The organism is Herbidospora sp. RD11066, from assembly GCF_054661255.1.
Genome location: NZ_BAAGDO010000004.1, coordinates 695474 through 717196, shown reverse-complemented (window position 1 = coordinate 717196; position 21723 = coordinate 695474). Strand labels below are relative to the sequence as shown.

The following is a 21723-nucleotide window of genomic DNA, read 5'->3' as shown; positions in this document are numbered from 1 at the left end:
TCGTGTCTCTCGGAACCGCTCTCGTCACCGGTGCCAGCCGCGGGCTCGGCGCCGTGATCGCCGGACGTCTCGCCGCCGACGGGTGGCACGTCCTGCTCAACTACGCCCACGACACGGCGGGGGCCTCCGCCGTGGCCGACCGGGTGAGATCTCAGGGTCACTCGATCGAGATCGTCCGGTTCGACGTGACGTCCGAGGAGGAGGTCGCCACCGCGCTGGCCGCCGCCGGGCCGATCACCGTCGTGGTCAACAACGCGACCGGGCCGCAGCCGGAGATCCCGGTCGAGGACCAGACCTGGGACGACCATCTCGACCAGCTGAGGTTCTTCGTCAAGGCGCCGCTGCTGATCCTCCAGGCGGTGCTGCCCGCGATGAAGGCCGCCGGGACCGGCCGGATCGTCAACATCGGCAGCGAGGTCGCCGACCTGGGCAATCCCGAGTTCGCCCAGTACGTCGCCGCCAAGATGGCCATGCACGGCCTGACCCGTTCCTGGGCCCGCGCCCTCGGCCCCCACGGCATCACCGTGAACACCGTCGAACCCGGCTGGATCCCCGTCGAACGCCACGCGGACGTCGCGGCCGACGGCCTGGAGTCGTACCGGAAGACCCTCGCGCTCCCCCGCATGGGCACGCCCGCCGACGTCGCCGACACGGTCGCGTTCTTCGCCTCCGACGCCTCCCGGTTCGTCACCGGGCAGCGGATCGCCGTCAACGGCGGCAAGACGATGAGCTGAACACCCCCCGGGTCGCCCCAGGGATGACGGGCCGTCATCTCAGGGGCGATCCCGGATGGATCTCCATCCCGGATGAATCAGGCTGCGGGTAAGCAGTCAGGCACGACAGCGGAAATCCCCCACGAGTTCCCGAACCGGACGCCATTTCGCGGCGTTCCGGCCACCGTGCCATGGCTTCATCCAGGGGAGAGGAGTCCGCACCATGAGCATGCTCGCGGCAGCGCCGTCGGCGGCCGTAGCCCTGGCCGGTTCGCTCTTCTTCGCCCTCGGCGCCGCGCTCCAGCAGCACGTCGCAGCGACCGCGAACGAACCCCGCGTGCTGGTGCTGCTGCGCCGGCCACGCTGGGTCATCGGCGGAGCGGTGATCGCCCTGGGCGGGCTCCTGCACATCTACGCGCTGAGCATCGGCCCGCTGACGATCGTGCAGCCGATGGGCGTGGCCAGCCTGCTGTTCGCCCTCCCCATCGCCGCCGCCCTGCACGGCCGGAAGACCTCCGGCCGTGAGCTGGCGGCCGGGGCGATGGTCGCGATCGGCCTCATCTCCCTGGTCCTGATGGTGCCGGTGCCGTCGCAACCACCGAGCATGACCGGCGCCGAGGTCACGCTGATGCTGGGCCTGGCGGGCGCCGCCGCCCTCCTCTGCCTGGCCGCCGCCACCCGGATCGGGCCACCCGGGCGCACCGCCCTGCTGGCCGTCTCCGCCGGGATCATGTACGGCGCCGCGTCCACCCTGATGCGGGTCATCGCCGACGGCTGGCCGGCCCAGCTCTGGTTCGCGCTGGCCCTGCCGATCCCGCTGGTCGGAGCGCTGATGCTGCTCCAGAAGGCGTACGCGATCGGGCACTTCGGCGTGGCCTTCGCGGCGTTGCAGGTCACCGACCCGGTGACCGCGGTGTCCTTCGGCGCGCTGCTGCTCGGTGAACCCCTCCCCGCCAACGGCCTGGCCGCGACCGCCGCGGCGGCGCTGGCCGCGGCCGGAACGGTCGCGCTCGCCAGAACCACCCCCCTGTCAAGGTGAACGGAGCCCCCATGAGCCTCACCCTCGCCGAGGCGTCGGTAGCGCAGTCCCGCCCCCGCCGGGTGCTGATCGCGTCCGACACCTACCCGCCGGACGTCAACGGCGCCGCCTACTTCACCCACCGCCTGGCCTCGGGCCTGGCGGCCCGGGGGACCGAGGTGCACGTCGTCTGCTCCTCCGACGACGGCCCGCCGGTCACCGACGTGATGGACGGCGTGCTCGTGCACCGGCTGAGGTCGGCCCGCCTGCTGGTCCACCCGACGATGCGGTTCACCGTCCCGGCCGGGCTCGGCCGCACGATGGACCGGCTGGTGCGGCGCATCGCCCCCGACGTCGTGCACACCCAGGGCCACTTCGTGGTCGGCCGCTCGGCCGTGGCCGCCGCCCAGCGGGCCGGGCTGCCCGTGGTGGCCACCAACCACTTCATGCCGGACAACCTGTTCCAGTTCACCGGGGTGCCCACCCGGCTGCGCCGCCGGGTGGGCGAGCTGGCCTGGAAGGACCTCAACCGGATCTTCGAGCGGGCCGACCACGTCACCACCCCGACCCCGCTGGCCGCCGACCTGCTGTCGGCCAAGGGCCTGCACAAGAAGGTCGAGCCGGTGTCGTGCGGCATCGACCTGTCCCGGTTCCACCCGCAGCCGCAGGCCTGGGCACGCCGCCGGTTCGGCGTCCCGGAGCGTCCGACGATCCTGTTCGTCGGCCGCCTCGACGAGGAGAAGCACCTCGAAGAGATCGTGCTGGCGCTGCCGAAGCTGCTCAACGACCTCGACTGCCAGGCCGTCTTCGTCGGCCAGGGCAACCGCCGCGAGACCCTGGAGAAGCTGGCCCACCGGGTCGGCGCCGGGGACAACGTGAAGTTCCTCGGCTTCGTCGCCGACGCGGACCTCCCCCAGGCGTACGCCGTCGCCGACGTGTTCTGCATGCCCGGCACGGCCGAACTCCAGAGCATCGCCACCCTGGAGGCGATGGCGAGCGGCCTGCCGGTCGTCGCCGCCAACGCGATGGCGCTGCCGCACCTCATCGAGGGCAACGGCCACCTCTACACGCACGGGGACATCTCCGAGCTGGCCCGCCACCTCAAGTTCATCCTGACCCACCCCGAAGAGCGCGCCGCGATGGCCAAGGCGAGCCTCTCGCTGGCCACGACCCACACCCACGAGCAGTCGCTCGCCCGTTTCGAGGCGATCTACGGGGAACTCGTGCACCGCGCACCCATATCCGCTGTCCACTGATCCGGGGGAACCATGATCCTGCTGGCCACGGCCGGTCCGGCGACGGCCCTGCTCCTGATGCTGGCCCTGCACCTGTTCTTCTTCGACCTCATCGACCCGATGACCGGCCTGCTGAGCGACTACGCCCTCGTCGGCACGACCACCGAGACGATCTTCGCGCTCGGCATGATGGCCCTGGCGGCCGGCTGCGTCGCGACCGCCTGGACGCTCACCCGCTTCGACCCGTCGCGCACCGCCGCCACCCGGGTGCTCCTGATCATCGCGGCGGCCGGGCTGGTGCTGGGCACCATCTTCCCGACCGACCCGGTCGTCGACGTGATGAGCCTGGGCGGGGAGATCCACCGCTGGTCGACCGCCGCGGTGTTCACCGCGCTCCCGGTGGCCGGCTGGATCCTGACGCGGCGGGGGCCGCTCGGGGCGGTGGGCCTGCTGGCCCGCGCGAGCGGCGTCGTCCTGGCCGCCTACCTGCTGAGCCACCCGTCGTCGCCGGTGTCGGCACTGGTCGGCGGCGAGACCTACTTCGGGCTGCTGGAGCGGGTCGTGGTCGTGCTGGAGATCTTCCTGGTGATCGCCCTGGCGAACGTGGGCAGGGCCGTCCGGCGCCCGCTCGCCACGGCGCAGCAGCCGCAGCACGCGCTGAACGGCTGACCATTCACCGCCCCTTTTTCACGAAAGGGGCGGTGAATCAGATTTTCCCAAATGATCTGCGGCGATTACCCCATACTCCCTTTCATGGAAAGCATCGCCGCCCGGGTGGCGGCTGCCGTTTTCGGAGCTGCGGTGGCGGTGACCTGGTGGTTCGCCGATTCGGATGTGTCCGACAAATACCTCGGACCGGTGAGCTTATTGGCCGGGTTCGCCGCCTTGGTGCTTTTAGTGGTCGCCCTTTCCAACAAATCCACCAAATCCAGACTTATACCTTTTGTCGTCGCCGGATTCGCCTTGATGACCGCCGGGCTGGCCGTCACGCTGGTGCGCAATGCCGGGGTCACCCCCCAGGTCGCCGCCGCGACGCGGGCGCCGCTCGCGGTCAGCTACGGGATGGTGCACATCACCCATCCCGTCGACGGCGGGTTCACTCCGACCTGTACGACCGTCACCGGCACCGCCATCCCACCCGACACCGGGACCCTGTGGCTGGTCGTCGTCGGCGAGGGCGTCCACGAGTTGCGGCCCGCCGACGACGGGGGCTGGCGGATACCAGTGCGCGTCGGCGCCGACGACCCCCGCGACGCCGATCACGAATACGAGCTCAGGGTCTACTGGGCGCCCGGCGGCAGCCCGCCACCGGCAGTGCCGGACGAGGCGCAGCTCCTCGACGAGATCACCGTCGTGAAGGACCCGGCGTCACCCGCCTGCGAGAGCGCCAAGCCGACAAACACGCATACTCCGGGGTAAAGGAATCCCAAGAATGGCCTGATCACGCCTCAAAATCGGCTAATGTCCGGTCATGTTCGAGGCTCGTATCCAGACCGTCGCCGGGACCGTCCCGGTCAGTTCCGTCGAAGGTCCCGTGCTCCCGTGGGAGACCCTGCGGGCCGACACCCGCTGGGGTGTCGGGGTCGAGTCCGATCCGGAACGCTGGCTGGACGAAGAGGGCCACGTCACCGCCGAGCTGACCCGCCTCAACAAGGCCCACGGCCTGTCGCTGATCGTCGACCACACCGGCCTCGGCATGGGGCGCGACACGACCGCGCTCACCCGCATGGCGGCGGGCAGCCGGGTCTCCGTGGTCGCGGCGACCGGGTTCGGGCCGGAGCCGTTCGCCGGGGAACTGATCAAGCGCGCCGGGGTCGACGACCTGACCGGCGACCTGCTGCGGGAGATCGGCGTCGGGCTCGACGGCACCTCGGCCCGCCCCGGGCTCATCGTCACCGCCTCGCACGACGAGACGCCCACCCCGGCCGAGGAACGCGCCACCGTCGCCGCCGCCCGCGCCTCGCTGCGCACCGACCTGCCCCTCGCGACCAGCGGCCTGGCGCTGCTGGAGACGCTGCTGCACCACAAGGTGCCGCCGAAGCGGGTCAACGTCAGGACCGCCGACCCGCTGGCCCAGCGCAAGATCTGCGAGACCGGCGCCTACGTCACCGTCACCTGCCCCGACGACGTGTTCACCCTGCTCGACGCCGGGCACGGCGAGCGGGTGCTGTTCAGCGCCGGGATCACCCGCCGGGGCCAGCTGGCCCCCTACGGCGGCGAGGGGTACGCGAAGCTGTTCGACGTCGAGGGCGTGCCCGACCTGGTCACCCGTGTGAACCCCGTGCGGTGGCTGGCAGGTGGACGCTGAGGAACTCGCCCACGGCCTCCACCGCCTGGGTGACGTAGGGCTCGGCGTCGTACAGGTCGATGTGCAGTTTGGCGTCGAGCCAGACCAGCTTCTTCGGCTCCGACAGCCGGGCGTGCGCCTCGTGGGCGCCCTCGGGGGCGCAGAAGGCGTCGACCACTCCGTGGACCAGTAGCGCCGGTTTCGGCGACAGGAAGTCGGCGCCCATCATGTTGTCCATCGTGATCAGCTCGCGCAACGAGGCCCTCGTCACCTCGTTGACCCAGCCGGGCGCCTCGCCCCGCTCGGTGCCGTAGTACTGGAACGGCTCGTCGCCGGCCATCGCGGCGTCGGGGCCGCCCACCGCCGGGACGTATTCGGGGCGCGCCCCCTGGTCCTGTTTCTCGAGCACCTCGGTGAACGCCTTCAGCGCGCCGGGCCACCACTCGCCCGACCGCATCGTGTAGGGGCTGTTGTAGCCCCCGGCGATGCCGACGAACAGCCGCACCCGGGGGTCGAAGGCGGCGAACTTCAGCGCGTAGCCGCCGCCGAGGCAGATGCCGACCGCGCCGATCGCGTCGGGCCGTACCTCGGGGCGGGAACGCAGGTAGCTCACCGCGGCCCGCAGGTCTTCGAGCTTGCCCTGCGGGTCCTCATGACGGCGGGGCTGGCCGTCGGACTCACCCCAGTTGCGGTGGTCGAAGGCCAGCGTGACGTAGCCGAGGGCGCTGAGACGCTCGGCGTACAGGCCGGTGACCTGCTCTTTCACCCCGGTGAAGGGGCCGGTGAAGACGAGCGCCGGGTGGGGACCCGGGCCCGTGGGCACCCTCAGCTCGCCGACGAGCCGGAGGGTGCCTGCGGTGAACTCGACTCTCATCCCCTCAGTCTTGACGACGGGATCTCACGAGTCGAATCCCAGCCCGAACCGGTCGAGGGTGCGCAGCCACATGTTGCGGCGTCCGCCGTTGGCGTCGGCCTGGGCCAGCGACCATCGGGTCAGCTGGATCACCCCCGACCGCACGGGCTCGGGCGGGAACGGCACCGGCTTCTGGCGCACCATGTGGAGCCGGGTCCGTTCGGTGTCGCGCCCGTCGAGGAGGTCGAGCATGACGTTGGCGCCGAACCGGGTGGCCGCCACCCCGAGGCCCGTGTAGCCGACGGCGTAGGCGAGGCGGGTGCCGTAGGCGGTGCCGAAGAAGGCGGAGAAGCGGCTGCACGTGTCGATGACGCCACCCCACTTGTGGGAGAACCGCACGTCCTCCAGCTGCGGGAACGTCTCGTAGAAGTGCTCGGCCAGCGTGGTGAACGTGGTGTCGCGCTGGTCGTAGCCGGTGCGGACCTGACCGCCGTTGTAGTAGACGGCGTCGTAGCCGCCCCACAGGATGCTGTTGTCGTCGGTCAGCCGGTAGTAGTGGAACTGGTTGGCCGAGTCGCCCATGCCCTGCCGGTTCTTCCAGCCGATCGAGTCGAGCTGGTCCTGGCTCAGCGGCTCGGTCATCAGGGCGTAGTCGTAGACGGGGACGACGTAGTACTTCAACCGGCGCAGCAGCGGGGAGAACACACCGGTGCCCAAAGCGACCCGGCGGGCGCGCACGGTTCCGTACACGGACTTGAGCTGGAGCGACGGGCCGAGAGTGGTGATCTCGCGGACCGGCGAGTGCTCGAACATGCGGACCCCGAGCTTCAGACACGCCTGGCGCAGGCCCCAGGCCAGGCGGGCGGGGTCGATCATGGCGCACTCGCCGCGTTCCCAGACGCCGGCGATGTAGGTCGGGGAGTTGACCTCGGCCCTGACCTCGTCCTGGTCGAGATACTGGATGTCCATGCCGAGCTCGCGCCCGATCGTGTGGACCTCGTGCATCTCCTCGACCTGCCACGGCTCGGTGGCGACGTTCATCTCGCCGGTGCGCTCGAAGGAGCAGTCGATGCCGTAGCGCTTGATCGTCTCTTCGATCTCGTTGAAGTTCTCGATGCCCATCCGGTGCAGGTCGGCGATCTCGTACGGCCACCGCTCCAGCCCGTTGCCCAGGCCGTGGGTCAGGCTCGCGTGGCAGAAGCCGCCGTTGCGGCCGGTGGCGGCCCAGCCGACCGTCTGGCCTTCGAGCAGGACGACGTCGCGTTTGGGGTCGCGCTCCTTGGCCAGTAGGGCGGTCCACAGACCGGAGAAGCCGCCGCCGACGATAGCCAGGTCGGCGGTGGTGTGGCCGAACAGACGCGGCAGCGTCTCCGGCTCAAGAGGGTCTTCGTGCAGCCAGTAGGGCCTGCGCTCGGCGTCGGCCAGTGCGCGTCGGGGATCCATCATCGCCTCAACACGGGTTCGTCACCGGCGGGGACTGCGACAATTTTTGCGGTACGCGTCAGCATTCAAGGTCTCTTTTCTGGGGGTACGGAAAATCACGGCGCGACGGAACGTCACACCGGGCACGGGGAAACACGCATGGCCCCGGAGCATGGCTCAACGGGGCTCGGCGGCGTCAGATCAGGTGGGGGCGGCGGATACGCCGACGGGACTACTGGCGGTGCGGCTGTGCGAGGGGCTCACACATTTCACGTCCCTTAGTGGGTCGTCTTCCTTCGGGCGGACACGGCATTGACCACGGCAAGCAGTACGCCAATACCAAAGATAAGGGTTCCCATCACGTTCACTTGCGGCGGGATGCCCACCTTGACGGCACCGATGATCCACAGCGGGAACGTCTGGGTCGAGCCGTTGACGAAACTCGTCACGACGTAGTCGTCGATCGACAGCGCGAAGGCGAGCATGCCGCCCGCCAGTACGCCCGGCATGATCGAGGGCAGCGTGACCAGGCGGAACGTCGTCCACGTCCCGGCGCCGAGGTCACGCGCGGCCTCCTCCAGCGAGGGGTCGAGACCGACCACCCGGGCCCGCACCGTCACCACGACGAACGCGAGGGAGAAGAGGGTGTGCGCGATGATGATCGTGATGTGGCCGCGCGGCGAGTTGGCCGACACGAACAGCGACAGCAGCGAGGCGCCCATGACGAGCTCGGGCGTGGAGATCGCCGCGAAGATCAGGAAGTCGGTGACGCCCTTGCCGCGGAAGCGGTAGCGTCCGACCGCCAGGCCCAGCAGCGTGCCCAGGACGGTCGCCAGCACCGTGCTGATCACGGCGATCAGCAGCGTGTTGCGCAGCGCCTCGGTGAGGCCGTCGATGGCGAACAACTGCTGGTACCACTTGAGCGTGAAGCCCTGCCACGAGGTGTTCGACTTCGACTGCTTGTCGTTGAAGCCGAACAGGATCATCACCGCGATGGGCGACGACAGCCAGATGATGATCAGCCACGTGTAGACGTAGAGCGCGCGATCACCGAGTTTGCCTCTCATCGGGCCGCCGCCTCCAGGACGTTCTCGGTGCCGAGCGCACGCGCGTAGATGAAGATGCCGATCAGGAGCACGGCCATCAGGGTGAACGAGATCGCCGAGGCGGTCGGGTAGTTGCTGTTGACCAGATATTCGGTCTGCACGATGTTGCCGATCATCGTGTTGCCGGTGCCGCCCAGGACCTGCGCGTTGATCGGGTCGGCCGTGGCCGGCACGAACGTCATCAGGACCCCGGCGAACACACCGGGCAGCGACAGCGGCAGCACCACCCGGCGGAAGGTCGAGAACCGGGAGGCGTAGAGGTCGTAGGCGGCCTCGATGACCGTGGGGTTGACCCGCTCCAGCGCGACGTAGATCGGCAGGATCATGAACGGCAGGAAGTTGTAGACCAGGCCGCCGATCACCGCCACCGTCGTGGCCAGCACGTGGAAGTCGGCGGGCAGCAGGCCCCAGCCCTTCAGCGTGCCGAACAGGATGCCGTCGTCGGCGAGCAGGAAGCCCCACGAGATCGTCCGGAGCACGAACGACACGAAGAACGGCAGCAGCAGCAGGAACAGGAAGAACGACTTGCGGTGCCCGGCCTTGAAGGCGATCCAGTAGGCCACCGGATAGCCGAGCACCAGCATGATCACCGTCGCGATGCCGCCGTACAGCAGCGAGCGCAGGAACTGCGTGCTGTACTTCGAGATCGCGTCCGAATAGTTGGAGACGCTGAACGTCTGCGCGAACCCGTCGATCAGGTTGCCGGTGGTCAGCGAGACCGAGGCCATCGCCACCAGCGGCACGACCAGGAAGATGGCGAGCCACAGCCACGCGGGCAGAGCCAGCCAGTAAGGCGTCCAGCGTCTCATTCGGTCAGCCCTGGGTGATGGTCTGGAAGAGCCCGTTGAAGACCGGCTCCTCGGCGTTGGTCAGGGTGCGGTAGCTGCGCAGCTTCGCGTAGTCGGCGTCGGTGGGGAAGATCAGCGGGCTCTCGGCCAGGGCCTTGGAGTCCTTGTCGTCCTTGGCGGCCAGGATCTCCTGCACGCCGGTCACCGGGGTGACGTACTGGATGTAGGCCGTCAGCTCGGCGGCCACCTCGGGCTTGTAGAGGAAGTCCATCAGCATCAGCGCGTCGACCGGGTTGGCGGCGCCCTTGGGGATCGCCATGTTGTCGATCCAGATCGTGCCGCCCTCGTCGGGGACCACGAACTTGACCGGTTCCCCGGCCAGCTGGCGCTGGAACACGTCGCCCGACCAGGCCTGGCTCAGCCAGATGTCGCCCTTGGCGACGGCGTCGATGTAGTCCTGCGCGTAGTACTTGCGGACGATGCCCTGGTCGCGCTGCTCCTTGAGCTTGGCGGCGGCCTTCTCCCAGTCGGCCTGGGTCGACGTGTCGGGGTCGACTCCGGTGGCGAACATGCCGAAGTTGGCGACCTCCTGCGCGTCGGCCATCATGCCGACCTTGCCCTCGTACTTCTTGTCGAACAGGGACTGGATGCTGGTGATGTCCTCGTCGACGTACTTGGTGTTGTACGCGATGCCCGTCACGCCCGCCTGGTAGGGGATCGTGTACGTGTTGTTCGCGTCGTAGGCCGGGTTCTTGTACTTGGCGCCGGCGTTGGCGGCGAAGTTCGGCAGCTGCTTGTGATCGAGCGCGGTCAGGTAGCCGAGCTGGATCATCTTGCCGAGATGGACCCCGTTGGTCATCACGATGATGTCGTAGCCGAGCGGCTGACCGGCGCGCAGCTGCGGCTCCGACTTGCCGAAGAACTCGGCGTTCTCCTGGATGACCTCGCTGTATTCGTACGAGATCCCGGTCGCCTGCTGGAACTGCTTCAGCGGAGCCTGGTCCTCGGGCATGTACTCGGGCCAGTTCGCGAAGACGACCTTGCCGTTCTTCTTCTGGCTCGACCAGAAGTCGGCGGCGGCGCTCGCGGCGGCGCTCGGCGCGGCGGCCGGGGGCTTCTGGCCCTGCACGCCACAGGCGGCCAGTGCCAGCCCGGCGGCGGAGAAACCGGCCACGCGGAGGGCGTCGCGGCGGGAGTATCGGGACTGCGTCAGACCACGCAGGAGGGGATTGTTCATCAAGGCTCCGAGGGGAGAAGAGCGGTCGATCCTAGCTGTACTTTTCTGACGTTATCTGGAGATTTCCCCCGGTTACGACAGTGTGTAAGAGTGCTGCGGACGCCACGAGAGCCACACCGCGTCCCCGCGTTCCGCGGTCGTGGAGCTGTCGAGGGCGTTCTGCTGGAAGACCGTGACCTCGGCCCCGCCGGACAGCGCGACCGCGTAGCTGTTGTAGGTGCCCAGGTAGGTGAGCTCGCCCACGGTGCCCTTGACCTTGCTCAGCCCGGCCTCGGGCTCCTCGGTCGAGATCATGATCTTCTCGGGCCGTACGGTCAGGTCGACGGTGTCCCCAGCCGCCGCCGTGCCCGGTACGAGGATGCGGTCCTGCTCACCGAGGCGGACCACCAGCAGGTCGCCGTCGACGGCGTCGACGGTGCCGCTCAGCAGGTTCGAGGTGCCGATGAACCCGGCCACGAACTTCGACGCGGGCCGCTCGTAGATCTCCCGAGGATCGGCGAGCTGCTCGACCAGCCCGTCGTTCATGACGGCGATCCGGTCGCTCATGGTGAGCGCCTCGGACTGGTCGTGGGTGACGTACACGAAGGTGATGCCGACCTCGCGCTGGATGCGCTTGAGCTCGGTCTGCATCTGCTGGCGCAGCTTCAGGTCGAGGGCGCCCAGCGGCTCGTCGAGCAGCAGCGCCCGGGGCCGGTTGACCAGCGCGCGGGCGAGAGCCACCCGCTGCTGCTGGCCGCCGGACATCTCCCTGGGGCGCCGCTTCTCGCGGCCCGTGAGGTCGACGATCTCCAGGATGTCGCCCACCCGCTGCTTGATCTCCGCCTCCGCCACCTTCTTGCGGCGCAGGCCGAACGCGACGTTCTCCCACACGTTCATGTGCGGGAACAGCGCGTACGACTGGAAGACCATGTTGATGTCGCGCTTGTTGGGCGGCACGTTGGTGACGTCCTGCCCGAGGAGCCGGACGAGGCCCTTGGTGGGCTCCTCGAACCCCGCGATCATGCGCATCGTCGTCGTCTTGCCACACCCGGACGGGCCGAGCAGGGAGAAGAACTCCCCCTCGCCGATCGTCAGGCTGACACCTTTTACCGCCTGCACCGTCTCGCCGTGCGAGAGGTATTCCTTGACGACGCCGTCAAGCTCGATGGCGGGGACATCCTCGGGCATATCACCTCTCGCTTACCTATTCACCGATGTAGTGCATGACGTGCTTGACCCGGGTGTAGTCGTGCAGGCCGAAGACCGACAGGTCCTTGCCGTACCCGGAGTGCTTGAAGCCGCCGTGCGGCATCTCCGACACGAACGGGATGTGGGTGTTGACCCACACGACCCCGAAGTCGAGCCGCTTGGACATGCGCATCGCGCGCCCGTGGTCGGAGGTCCAGACCGAGCCCGACAGGCCGTACTGCACGCCGTTGGCCTTGGCCAGCGCGTCGGCCTCGTCGGTGAAGGTCTGGACGGTGATGACCGGGCCGAAGACCTCGGTCTGCACCATCTCGTCGTCCTGCTTCAGCCCGTCGACGACGGTCGGGGCGAAGAAGTACCCCGCCTCACCGACCTGCTGCCCACCGGTCAGCACGGTGGCGTGCTCCGGCAGCCGCTCGAAGAAGCCCTGGACGCGGGCGAGCTGGTTGGGGTTGTTGAGCGGGCCGTAGAAGGCGTCGTCGCCGGTGCCCGTGACGGTCGCGGCGGCGGCCTCCTTCAGCGCGGCGGCGAACTCGTCGTGGATCGACTCCTGGACGATCACCCGGCACGCCGCAGTGCAATCTTGCCCGGCGTTGTAGAGCCCCGCCCCGGCGATGGCCTCGGCGGCGGCCTTGATGTCCTTGATGTCGTCGAACACCACGACCGGCGCCTTGCCGCCCAGCTCCAGGTGGACGCGCTTGAGGTCGTCGGCCGCGCTCTTGGCCACGGCCATGCCCGCGCCGACGGAGCCGGTGATCGCGACCATCGAGGCGATCGGGTGGGCGATGACCAGCGAACCGGTCTCGCGGTCACCGGTCACGACGTTGAACACGCCGGCCGGCAGCACGTCGCCGATGATCTCGGCCAGCTTGACCGTGGAGACCGGGGTGGTGTCCGACGGCTTCAGCACGATCGTGTTGCCCGCCGCGAGCGCCGGGGCGATCTTCCAGACGGCCATCATCATCGGGTAGTTCCACGGCGTGACCTGGCCGATGACGCCGACCGGCTCGTGCCGGATCACCGAGGTGTGGTCGGCGAGGAACTCACCGGCCGTCGGGCCCTCCAGGGTGCGGGCGGCGCCGGCGAAGAAGCGGAAGTGGTCGGCGGCGACCGGCGTCTCGTCCTCGCTCATGCGGGCGTAGGGCTTGCCGGTGTTGCGGCACTCGGCCTGGTTGATCTCGTCCGCGCGCGCCTCGATGGCGTCGGCTATCTTCAACAGCAGGTTCGCACGCTCACCCGGAGTCGTCTGTCCCCAGGTCTCGAACGCCGCCGCGGCGGCTTCGTAGGCCGCGTCGACGTCCTCCTGTCCTGACAGGGGGGCCTGCGCGTAGACCTCGCCGGTGCTCGGATCCACCACGTCGGAGAAGCGTCCGCTCTTGGCGTCGACGAACTTCCCGTTGATGTAGTTCTGCAGGCGGGTGGTCACTTCGACCTCCTGTGAAGGTGTTCAAAGTTGTCGCGACTCTGACAGACATATCAGACAACGACAAGGGATTTCGTAGCGAAAGATATCAAATTGCTACGGAATCGCTTGACAAGGGACGCTGAACTGACAACATGTCGCACCAAGGCGGCAACCTGTCGGAAACACGAAGGGCATATGCGGGGATGACCACGTCGAAGGTTCGGACCACCAGGAACGGCCCCGTGGTGCTCGACGAGATCTCCAAACAGATCGTCGAGCAACTCCAGGCCGACGGCCGCAAACCCTACGCCGCGATCGGCAAGGCGGTCGGGCTCTCCGAGGCCGCCGTCCGCCAGCGCGTGCAGCGCCTGCTCGACGCCGGTGTCATGCAGATCGTGGCGGTCACCGACCCTCTCACTCTCGGATTCCCGCGCCAGGCCATGATCGGCATCAAGTGCGAGGGCGATCTGGAGGCCGTCGCCGACGAGCTCGGCTCGATCGAAGAGGTCGACTACGTCGTCCTGACGGCCGGTTCGCTCGACATCATGGTCGAGGTCGTGTGTGAGGGCGATCAGCACCTCCTGGAAATTCTCGGCAAAATCCGGGCGATCCCGGCGGTACGCGCGACCGAGACCTTTGTCTACCTTAAGCTCCACAAACAAACGTACTCCTGGGGCACACACTGACCCCGATCGTCAACCTCTAAGCTTCCAGGTTCCCGCGACGGCCACTCTGTCCGAGCATTCGAGTGGGCGGCACGCCCTCCCTGCGAACAGAGGAGAACGATGTCCACCAGATCGATGCTCGGCGCGGCCGCACTCGTGCTGGCCGGCATTCTCGCGACGGCGGGCCCGACGGCCGTCACCGCCTCCGGCGCCGACTCCGGCCTGTCCGCGCCGAAGGCGCCGGTGCTGAACAGCGGCGGCGACAGCGGCCTGTAGTAAAGATCTTTTCGATGGGTAGCGGCGGCGGCCATGAGCAGCATGCCGGCGTTCAAGGTCGCCCAGTTACCCGAGCCCCAGCCGCTACGCCGAGTCCTCGGTCCGGGGGTGATCGCCGCCGGGGTCGGGCTCGCGTCGGGTGAGTTCGTCATCTGGCCGTACATCTCGGCCAACGTCGGCCTGGTGTTCCTGTGGGCGGCCGTGGTCGGGGTGATCGCGCAGTTCTTTCTGAACATGGAGATCGAGCGCTACACGCTCGCCACCGGCGAGACGGCGCTCACGGGGTTCTCCAGGCTCGGGAGGCACTGGGGCATCGCGTTCGCCCTGATGGCGCTGCTGGCCAACATCTGGCCGGGGTGGGCCACCTCGTCGGCCACCGTGTTCACCTACGCGGTCGGGCAGGGGAACGTCACGGTCATCGCGGTCATCGAACTGGTGATCATCGGGATCGCGCTCACCCTCTCCCCCGTCGTCTACCGCACGGTCGAGGCCACCCAATTCGTCAAGGTCGCGGCGGTGCTGGTCTTCCTGGTGATCGCGCTGTTCGTGGCGATCTCGGGAGAGGCGTACCGGGGGCTGGGAGAGGCGGTCACGAACATCGGGACCGTGCCGAGTCAGTTGGGGACCGCCCTCGTGCTCGGGGCTCTGGCCTTCGCGGGGGCCGGGGGCGGTCAGAACCTCGTCCAGAGCAACTGGATCAGGGACAAGAACATGGGCATGGGGGCCCGGATCCCCCGGCTGGTCTCGCCGGTGACCGGGGAGGACCAGGCGGCGCCCGCGACGGGCTACACCTTCGAGCCGACCGAGGAGAACCTGTCGCGGTGGCGGGGCTGGTGGCGGGTCGCGAACATCGAGCAGCTCATCTCGTTCGTCGCGATCACCATCTTCACGATCGTGCTGATGTCGATGCTGGCCTACTCGACGGTCTTCGGCACCGGCAACACCAACGACATCACGTTCCTGAAGGCCGAGGGCGAGGTGCTCAATGAGCGGCTGAGCTGGTTCGGGACGTTCTTCTGGGCCATCGGCGCGCTCTCGCTGTTCGCCGCGGCGATGGGGATCTGCGACTACGTCGGGCGGATGGTCGCCGACATCGTCAAGACCGTCTACCTGCCCGCCTCGTCGCGGTGGACGGAGAGCAGGATCTACTCGATCGTCGTCTGGTTCATCGTGCTGTTCGGGATCGCGATGCTGACGATCGGGTTCGACCAGCCGATCACGCTGCTGGTGATCTCCTCCAGCGTCGGCGGGATCATGATGTTCGTCTACTCGGCGCTGCTGGCGGTGCTCAACCGGAAGATGCTGCCCGAGGCCATCAGGATCCGCGGATACCGCATGGTGGCGGTGCTGCTGACGTTCGCGTTCTTCGGGTTCTTCTCGGTTCTCACGCTGATCGACCAGATCGGGAAGCTGGTGTGAAGGGCGGGTCCTGGCGACCCGCCCTCCTCCACTAGAGCGACGGCTTCTTGGCCACGTACAGCCACTTCTTGAACAGCGGGCCGAGGTCCTTGCCGCTGAGCTCCTCGGCGAGCGCGATGAAGTCCCTGGTGTCCGCGGTCGCGTGCTTGTAGCGGACCGGCCACTCCTTCAGCAGCGCGAAGAAGGGCTCGTCGCCGATCTCGGTGCGCAGGGCGTGGACGGTCATCGCGCCGCGCAGGTAGATCGCCTCGAAGTCGAACATGTTCTTCTTGCCGGGGGCACCGGTCTTGACGTCCCAGAAGGCGCCCTTGCTCTTGTAGTACTTGTCGAAGGTCGACTGCGCCGAAGGCCCGTTGTGGGTCTCCTCGTAGAGCCATTCGGCGTAGCTGGCCAGGCCCTCGTTCAGCCAGATGTCGTTCCACGACTCCAGGCCGACGCTGTTGCCGAACCACTGGTGCGCGATCTCGTGGACGATCAGCAGGTCGTCGCTGGCGTCGCCGTCGTAGACCGGGCGGCCCTGGGTCTCCAGGGCGTAGTGGACGTCGAGCTTGTCGGCGATGCCGCCGGTCGAGCCGAACGGGTAGGGGCCGAAGTGCTCGATGCCCCACTTGGTGGCCTCGGCGGTCTCCTGGTGCAGGTGCTTGGAGGTCTTGGCCAGGGACGGGTCGTAGGCGGTGATGTTGGGGACGCCGGCGGCCGTGCCGTCGGTGACCTTGTACTTGCCGATGGCGATCATGGCCAGGTAGGGGGCCATGGGCTGCTTCATCGCCCAGCGGGAGACGACGTAGCCCTTCTTGACCCGGACGATGCCGCCGTTCTGCGGCTCCCCGTTGGCCAGCACGGTGAGGCCGACGGGGGCGCTGATCTCGTACGAGAACGTGGCCTTGTCCCGCGGGGTGTCGTTGGCGGGGAACCAGGTGCGGGCGCCGTCGGGCTGGGAGACGACGACGGCTCCGTCCTTGGTGTGGATGAAGCCGGTGACGCCGAGGTCGTCCCTGACCGGCTTGGGCCTGCCGTCGTAGTCGACGACGACCTTGAAGTCGGCGTCGTCGGCGATGCCCTTCTTCGGGGTGACGGTCAATTCCTGGCCCTTGCGGGACCACTTGGCCTTCGTGCCGTTGACCGTGACCGACCGGACCTTGAGGCCCGACAGGTCGAGGTTGAAGCGCGACAGGCTCTTGGTGGCCGTCGCGGTGATCGTGGCGGTGGAGTCGATCTCACCGGATTTGGGGGTGTAACGCAGCTTCAGGTCGTAGTGCTGGACGTCGTACCCGCCGTTCCCCGCGTGCGGGAAGTAGGGGTCGCCCACCCCCGAGGAGCCCGGAGACCGGGCTTCGGCCCAGGCGGGGGCTGAAGGGGCGAGTAACGCGGCGACCGCGAGTAACGCGGCGACCGCGAGTAACGCCGCGCCGGAGATTCGTGTGCGAAGCATGCCGCTCATTATCGAGATGAAACCGGCAACGGCCACAATCAACCTAAAATCGGTAGGTGCTCGCGACGAAGGTGTACTTCCGTTACAGACGGGGCGACCCGTGGGTGCTCGACGACGCATCCCTCGATCTCGCCCCCGGGTCGGTGGCCGAGATCACCGGCCCCAACGGCACCGGCAAGTCGACCCTGCTGCGCCTGCTCGCGGGCCTGCTGCGGCCGGTGCGCGGGGCGATCGAGGGGCGTCCGGCCGTCGTCGGCTACGCCCCCGAGCGGTTCCCGTCGTCGCAGCCGTTCACGGTGGCGGCCTATCTGCGGCACATGGGGGCGATCCGGAAGGCGCCCGTACCGGAGGAACTGACCACCCGGCTCGGCATGGACCACCTCCTGGGCCAGAACCTCCCCGACCTGTCGAAGGGCAGCGCCCACAAGGTCGGCCTCGCCCAGGCCCTCGCCGGGGAGCCGGGGCTGCTGATCCTCGACGAGCCCTTCGCCGGGCTCGACGTGACGGCCCGCGCCGAACTGGCGGTGATCATCGGCGAGATGGCGGCCCGGGGCGGCATCGTGGTCGCCAGCGACCACCAGGGCGACCTGCGGTCGGTGCCCGGCGTGACCCGTTACGAGGTCCGTTCGGGCGCGATCACCCAGGTCACGATCCCGGTCGAGGAAGATCCCCTGACCACGTTGACGATCAAACTCCCCCAGTCGCGGGCCGGGGCACTGGCGGCCCGGCTGCGGGCGGAAGGCCACGAGGTTTCATGATCCCCCTGGTCAGGTTCCGGATCTCCGGTTATGTACGGTCGCATCGGATCTTCCAGCCCCTGCTCGGCCTGCTCGCCGTCCTCTCCATCGTGTACGCGACGGGGGTCCCCGCGGGAGGCGAGCTGCCGAGCTACGCCGACTCGGCGGGCGTCCTGATGGTGGTCTTCGCCTGGACGGCCCGGGGCCTGCTCGACAACGAACCCGACGAACAGCGCATGATCGCGATCACGGCCATCGGCCGCCGCCTTGAAGTCGTGGCCGGGCTCCTGGCCGCCTTGGCCCTGACCGCAGCGCTGGCCTTGGTCGCCATCGTGTTCCCGCTGGTCATGGGCTTCGCCGAGACTCCCGGCGCTGACGTCTTCGCCTATGGAATCGGCCTGCACCTGCTGGCCGTCCTCGCGGGGACCGCCTTGGGCGCTCTGACGAGCCGCCCGGTGCTCGCCTCCCCCGCCGCCTCGGCCGCCGTGCTGATCGGGGGATACATGGCGATCCTGCTGCTCAGCTCGACCAGCCCCTGGGCGTCGGTGCCCGTATTGGACTGGATGAACGCCGCCCACCACGACGACCTCCCGGAACGCTTGGCGGTCATCGTGGCATCGGCGGTGGCATGGAGTTCGGCGGGCCTGGCGGGATACGCCGTGGTCCGCCGCGTCAGAAGCTAGCCGCTCGGCGCCTGAATTTGGCGCCGACCCGGCGAGGTGCGTCACCTGCGTGGGCGGCGCACACCAACGGCGAGCTGTCGGCCTCTGACGAGCTCGCCGCTTAGGGGTTGGCGCCTAGGAATCGGCCGCTTAGGGGTTCGCTGCTGCGAGCTGGCCGCAGGCGCCGTCGATTTCGCGGCCTCTGGTGTCGCGGACCGTGACGGCCACGCCGTGGGACTCCAGGCGGCGGACGAAGGCGCGTTCGTCTTCGGGACGGGAGGCCGTCCACTTCGAGCCCGGGGTCGGGTTGAGCGGGATCAGGTTGACGTGGACCAGCTTGCCCTTGAGGAGCTTCCCGAGCAGATCGGCCCGCCACTCCTGGTCGTTGATGTCCTTGATCAGGGCGTATTCGATCGAGACCCGGCGCTTGGTCTTGGCGGCGTAGTCCCACGCCGCGCCGAGGACCTCGGCCACCTTCCACCGGGTGTTGATCGGGACGAGCGTGTCGCGCAGCTCGTCGTCGGGGGCGTGCAGCGAGACGGCCAAAGTCACCGGCAGGCCCTCGTTGGAGAGCTTCTCGATCGCGGGGACCAGCCCGACCGTGGAGACGGTCACGCCGCGCGCCGAGATGCCGAGCCCCTCGGGCGACGGGTCGACCATGCGGTGGACGGCGCCGATCACGGCCTTGTAGTTGGCCATCGGCTCGCCCATGCCCATGAAGACGATGTTGCTGACCCGGCCAGGACCGCCCGGCAGGTCACCCTTGGCCAGCGCGCGCTGCCCGGCCACGACCTGCTCGACGATCTCGGCGGTCGACATGTTGCGGGTCAGCCCCGCCTGCCCGGTGGCGCAGAACGGGCAGTTCATGCCACACCCGGCCTGCGAGGAGACGCACATCGTGACCCGGTCGGGGTAACGCATCATGACCGACTCGACCAGGGAGCCGTCGAACAGCTTCCAGAGGGTCTTGCGGGTCATGCCGTCGTCGCAGGTGATCTCGCGGACCGTCGTCAGCAGCGACGGCAGGAGCTGCCCGAGCGTCTCGCGGGAGGCCGCCGGAAGGTCGGTCATCTCCTCGGGCGACTCGGTGAGCTTGCTGAAGTAGTGGCGCGAGAGCTGGTCGGCCCGGAACGGCTTCTCGCCGAGTTCGGCGACCGCCGCACGGCGTTCGGCCATGGTCAGGTCGGCCAGGTGGCGCTGCGGCTTCGCCCGTCGCGGTGCGACGAACGTGAGCTGACCGGCCTTGGGGGCGGCCTCGGACATAACGAACCCTCGCGATCTCAAAACGACGACTGCACTTACGGCCGGGCGGCACCGGGCTTAGAGTCCTGATCTGGGAGGTGAGGCTGTGGACAGCACCACCATCGTGCTCACCAGCACCAATCCCTATGGGAGCCGCACCCTTACCGTCGAGCGCGATCAGGTGTCCTCGGTAGCTTACCTGCGCGACCCGGCCGGATCCGTCCGTGGAGCGGTCTGGCTGGGCAACCACGTGACGGCCCCGTTGTCACTCGACCTCGCTCGTCTCAACAACGGCCGGCCCCCGATCATGCCCAGGGCGGGTACCCGCCGCCCTTTCGGCACCGCCCACCTCGACGCGACCCGGCTGCGGGTGCTCTGGTTCGAGGAGGGTGACGGAGTCGCCCTCTACGACGACGAGGGCCTGCTCGCGGTCATCCCGGGGTGGGCCGACCTGGAACGCGGCATGCCCGGCTACGCCCGCGAGGCCCTCGGCGAGTGGCCGTTCGCCTGGGCCCTGTCGGAGGCGCTCGAAGGTCTCAGCCCCCGGGTCGCCAAGGCCGAGGCCTACTGGCAGTGGCGGGCCGGCGAGGCGGCGTGGGCGTCGTTCCAGCAGTTCGTGATGGGCCACCTCGACGGCCGCCTCGGTCCGCCGGGCCGTTTCTGGGACGCGAGCGGCGGGCGGCTCCCGGCGGTCGGGGTGACCGAACGCCCGCCTTCCTACGGCCGCGACTTCACCGTGCTGTCCACCGTGGGGATGAGCTGCCAGCGCATGCCGTCGGCCGAGCTCTACGACACCCCGACCCGGGTGGAACTGGCCGTGGCGACGCGCGGCGACCCGAGATCGGCCGCCCGCCTGTTCCTGTGGCTGGGGCAGTATCCGTGGCGCTCGGTCACCTGGCTCGGCGACGGCCACACGGCCCGGTGGTACCACCAGCCGGGGACCTTCCCGATCCCGGGAGGCTACGAGGGCGTGATGATGCTGGCCGCACCGGCCGGCGTCCCGCATCTGTCGGGGTTCCAGGTGGGCGGAGACGTGGTCCGCTGGCTCTGGCTCATCCCCGTCACCGACGCGGAACTCCGCGAGGCCTCCGAACACGGCCACGACGCGATCGCCGCCCAACTGGCCGTGACCAACCGCATCTAGCGGATGAAGGCGGCCAGCAGCAGCCAGCAGGGCACCAGGGTGAACAGCAGCGAGTCGATGCGGTCCATCATGCCGCCGTGGCCGGGGAGGACCGAGCCCATGTCCTTGATGCCGAGGTCGCGTTTGATCACCGACTCGATCAGGTCGCCGACGGTGGCGCAGACGACCACCACCGCGCCCAGGAGCGCGCCCTGCCAGATCTCGCCCTTGAGGAGCCAGGCCACCAGCCAGCCGCCCACCGCGATGCACGCGACGGCCGAACCGGCGAAGCCCTCCCAGGTCTTCTTCGGGCTGATGATCGACATCGGGTGCTTGCCGAACAGGACCCCGGCGGCGTACCCGCCGATGTCCGAAGAGGCCGTCACGGCGACGAAGATCAGCGCCCGGTTCGCGCCGTCGTCGGGGGCCAGCAGCAGGCCGACGAAACCGGCGAACAGCGCCGGGTAGACCACCATGAAGACCGACGCGGTCGCGTCGCGGACGAAGCCGTCGGAACCCTGGAAGAGCCGCCAGCCCAGTACACCCATGACGGTGATCGCGAAGATGCCGAGGAAGACCCCGGTGCCGAAGTAGAAGGCGCCGGAGATCATCGCCGCCAGGCCGACCAGCACGGGGATCAGCGGGACGTTGATGTCGCGGGTGGCCAGGCCCTTGACCAGCTCGTGCATCCCGACGCCGACGGCGGCGATGACGACCACGAGGAACGCGGGCTTGTACAGGTACAGCGATCCGATGATCACTGCCGCCAGCCCGACCGCGGAGATGATCGCAGCCGGCAGGTTCCGGCCGGTACGGCTCCCGCCTGCCGGGGGTGACACCGTTCCGTCCAAGATGTCCTACTCCCTACATGCGCGCGATCCCTGCCCCTGCCGGGGCAAGGATCGCGATGGTGCGTTG

The 21723-nt window shown here is 68.7% G+C and carries 22 protein-coding genes; 12 read left to right on the top strand and 10 right to left on the bottom strand.

Annotated features, from left to right (window positions below; all coding sequences use genetic code 11):
* The first annotated feature begins 2 nt into the window (after nt 1–2).
* The 6 genes from ACYQ78_RS20100 to ACYQ78_RS20075 all read left to right on the top strand — a co-directional run bounded on the left by ACYQ78_RS20100 (nt 3) and on the right by ACYQ78_RS20075 (nt 5274).
* Nucleotides 3–734: an SDR family oxidoreductase gene (locus ACYQ78_RS20100; RefSeq protein ID WP_459802385.1), complete on the top strand. Its 732-nt coding sequence runs from the start codon at nt 3–5 to the stop codon at nt 732–734.
* Nucleotides 735–936: 202 nt separating this feature from the next.
* Nucleotides 937–1752, top strand: a complete 816-nt coding sequence (locus ACYQ78_RS20095; RefSeq protein ID WP_459802384.1) for a DMT family transporter — start codon at nt 937–939, stop codon at nt 1750–1752.
* A gap of 11 nt (nt 1753–1763) precedes the next feature.
* The gene (locus ACYQ78_RS20090; RefSeq protein ID WP_459802383.1) at nt 1764–2987 is read left to right on the top strand and encodes a glycosyltransferase; all 1224 of its coding nucleotides are present in this window, start codon (nt 1764–1766) and stop codon (nt 2985–2987) included.
* Between the two features lie 12 nt (nt 2988–2999).
* Nucleotides 3000–3635: a DUF998 domain-containing protein gene (locus ACYQ78_RS20085; RefSeq protein ID WP_459802382.1), complete on the top strand. Its 636-nt coding sequence runs from the start codon at nt 3000–3002 to the stop codon at nt 3633–3635.
* A gap of 84 nt (nt 3636–3719) precedes the next feature.
* Nucleotides 3720–4385: a hypothetical protein gene (locus ACYQ78_RS20080; RefSeq protein ID WP_459802381.1), complete on the top strand. Its 666-nt coding sequence runs from the start codon at nt 3720–3722 to the stop codon at nt 4383–4385.
* A 52-nt stretch (nt 4386–4437) separates the two neighbouring features.
* Entirely contained in the window at nt 4438–5274 is an 837-nt protein-coding gene (locus ACYQ78_RS20075) for a phosphotriesterase family protein (RefSeq protein ID WP_459802380.1), read from the top strand.
* Here the strand turns inward: ACYQ78_RS20075 and ACYQ78_RS20070 are convergent.
* The 7 genes from ACYQ78_RS20070 to ACYQ78_RS20040 form a co-directional block, all read right to left on the bottom strand.
* Nucleotides 5231–6127: an alpha/beta hydrolase gene (locus tag ACYQ78_RS20070; RefSeq protein WP_459802379.1), complete on the bottom strand. Its 897-nt coding sequence runs from the start codon at nt 6125–6127 to the stop codon at nt 5231–5233. The two genes, ACYQ78_RS20075 and ACYQ78_RS20070, sit on opposite strands and share 44 nt — an antisense overlap.
* A 24-nt stretch (nt 6128–6151) precedes the next feature.
* Nucleotides 6152–7549: an NAD(P)/FAD-dependent oxidoreductase gene (locus tag ACYQ78_RS20065; protein WP_459802378.1), complete on the bottom strand. Its 1398-nt coding sequence runs from the start codon at nt 7547–7549 to the stop codon at nt 6152–6154.
* Nucleotides 7550–7806: 257 nt separating this feature from the next.
* Nucleotides 7807–8595, bottom strand: a complete 789-nt coding sequence (locus tag ACYQ78_RS20060; RefSeq protein WP_459802377.1) for an ABC transporter permease — start codon at nt 8593–8595, stop codon at nt 7807–7809.
* Nucleotides 8592–9443 carry an ABC transporter permease gene (locus tag ACYQ78_RS20055; protein WP_459802376.1) on the bottom strand — a complete coding sequence of 284 codons (852 nt, stop codon included), beginning with the start codon at nt 9441–9443 and terminating at the stop codon, nt 8592–8594. The genes ACYQ78_RS20060 and ACYQ78_RS20055 overlap by 4 nt, the downstream gene beginning before the upstream one ends.
* A gap of 4 nt (nt 9444–9447) precedes the next feature.
* Complete coding sequence (locus tag ACYQ78_RS20050) at nt 9448–10659, bottom strand: ABC transporter substrate-binding protein (protein WP_459802375.1); 1212 nt, start codon at nt 10657–10659, stop codon at nt 9448–9450.
* Between the two features lie 72 nt (nt 10660–10731).
* Nucleotides 10732–11826: an ABC transporter ATP-binding protein gene (locus ACYQ78_RS20045; protein ID WP_459802374.1), complete on the bottom strand. Its 1095-nt coding sequence runs from the start codon at nt 11824–11826 to the stop codon at nt 10732–10734.
* Nucleotides 11827–11842: 16 nt separating this feature from the next.
* Nucleotides 11843–13270 (bottom strand): gamma-aminobutyraldehyde dehydrogenase, encoded by a 1428-nt coding sequence (locus tag ACYQ78_RS20040; protein ID WP_459802373.1) that lies wholly within the window; start codon nt 13268–13270, stop codon nt 11843–11845.
* Nucleotides 13271–13452: 182 nt separating this feature from the next.
* On the opposite strand from ACYQ78_RS20040, the gene ACYQ78_RS20035 reads away from it, so the two are divergent.
* The 3 genes from ACYQ78_RS20035 to ACYQ78_RS20025 all read left to right on the top strand — a co-directional run bounded on the left by ACYQ78_RS20035 (nt 13453) and on the right by ACYQ78_RS20025 (nt 15609).
* Nucleotides 13453–13935, top strand: a complete 483-nt coding sequence (locus ACYQ78_RS20035; protein ID WP_062344021.1) for an Lrp/AsnC family transcriptional regulator — start codon at nt 13453–13455, stop codon at nt 13933–13935.
* A 99-nt stretch (nt 13936–14034) separates the two neighbouring features.
* The gene (locus ACYQ78_RS20030; RefSeq protein WP_459802372.1) at nt 14035–14190 is read left to right on the top strand and encodes a hypothetical protein; all 156 of its coding nucleotides are present in this window, start codon (nt 14035–14037) and stop codon (nt 14188–14190) included.
* Nucleotides 14191–14223: 33 nt separating this feature from the next.
* On the top strand, nt 14224–15609 hold the full coding sequence (locus tag ACYQ78_RS20025) for an Nramp family divalent metal transporter (protein ID WP_459802371.1): 1386 nt from the start codon (nt 14224–14226) through the stop codon (nt 15607–15609).
* A gap of 31 nt (nt 15610–15640) precedes the next feature.
* On the opposite strand, the gene ACYQ78_RS20020 is transcribed toward ACYQ78_RS20025, so the two are convergent.
* Entirely contained in the window at nt 15641–17041 is a 1401-nt protein-coding gene (locus tag ACYQ78_RS20020; protein ID WP_459802370.1) for a M1 family metallopeptidase, read from the bottom strand.
* 56 nt (nt 17042–17097) lie between these two features.
* Here ACYQ78_RS20020 and ACYQ78_RS20015 point away from each other — a divergent pair, with 56 nt between their 5' ends.
* Complete coding sequence (locus ACYQ78_RS20015; RefSeq protein WP_459802369.1) at nt 17098–17799, top strand: ABC transporter ATP-binding protein; 702 nt, start codon at nt 17098–17100, stop codon at nt 17797–17799.
* Entirely contained in the window at nt 17796–18461 is a 666-nt protein-coding gene (locus ACYQ78_RS20010) for a hypothetical protein (RefSeq protein WP_459802368.1), read from the top strand. The genes ACYQ78_RS20015 and ACYQ78_RS20010 overlap by 4 nt, the downstream gene beginning before the upstream one ends.
* 129 nt (nt 18462–18590) lie before the next feature.
* Here the strand turns inward: ACYQ78_RS20010 and rlmN are convergent, their stop codons facing one another.
* Nucleotides 18591–19703 (bottom strand): dual-specificity RNA methyltransferase RlmN, encoded by a 1113-nt coding sequence (gene rlmN, locus ACYQ78_RS20005; RefSeq protein ID WP_459802367.1) that lies wholly within the window; start codon nt 19701–19703, stop codon nt 18591–18593.
* An 85-nt stretch (nt 19704–19788) separates the two neighbouring features.
* Here rlmN and ACYQ78_RS20000 point away from each other — a divergent pair, with 85 nt between their 5' ends.
* Complete coding sequence (locus tag ACYQ78_RS20000) at nt 19789–20826, top strand: suppressor of fused domain protein (RefSeq protein ID WP_459802366.1); 1038 nt, start codon at nt 19789–19791, stop codon at nt 20824–20826.
* Here the strand turns inward: ACYQ78_RS20000 and ACYQ78_RS19995 are convergent.
* Entirely contained in the window at nt 20823–21656 is an 834-nt protein-coding gene (locus ACYQ78_RS19995) for a phosphatidate cytidylyltransferase (RefSeq protein ID WP_459802365.1), read from the bottom strand. The two genes, ACYQ78_RS20000 and ACYQ78_RS19995, sit on opposite strands and share 4 nt — an antisense overlap.
* Between the last annotated feature and the right edge of the window lie 67 nt (nt 21657–21723).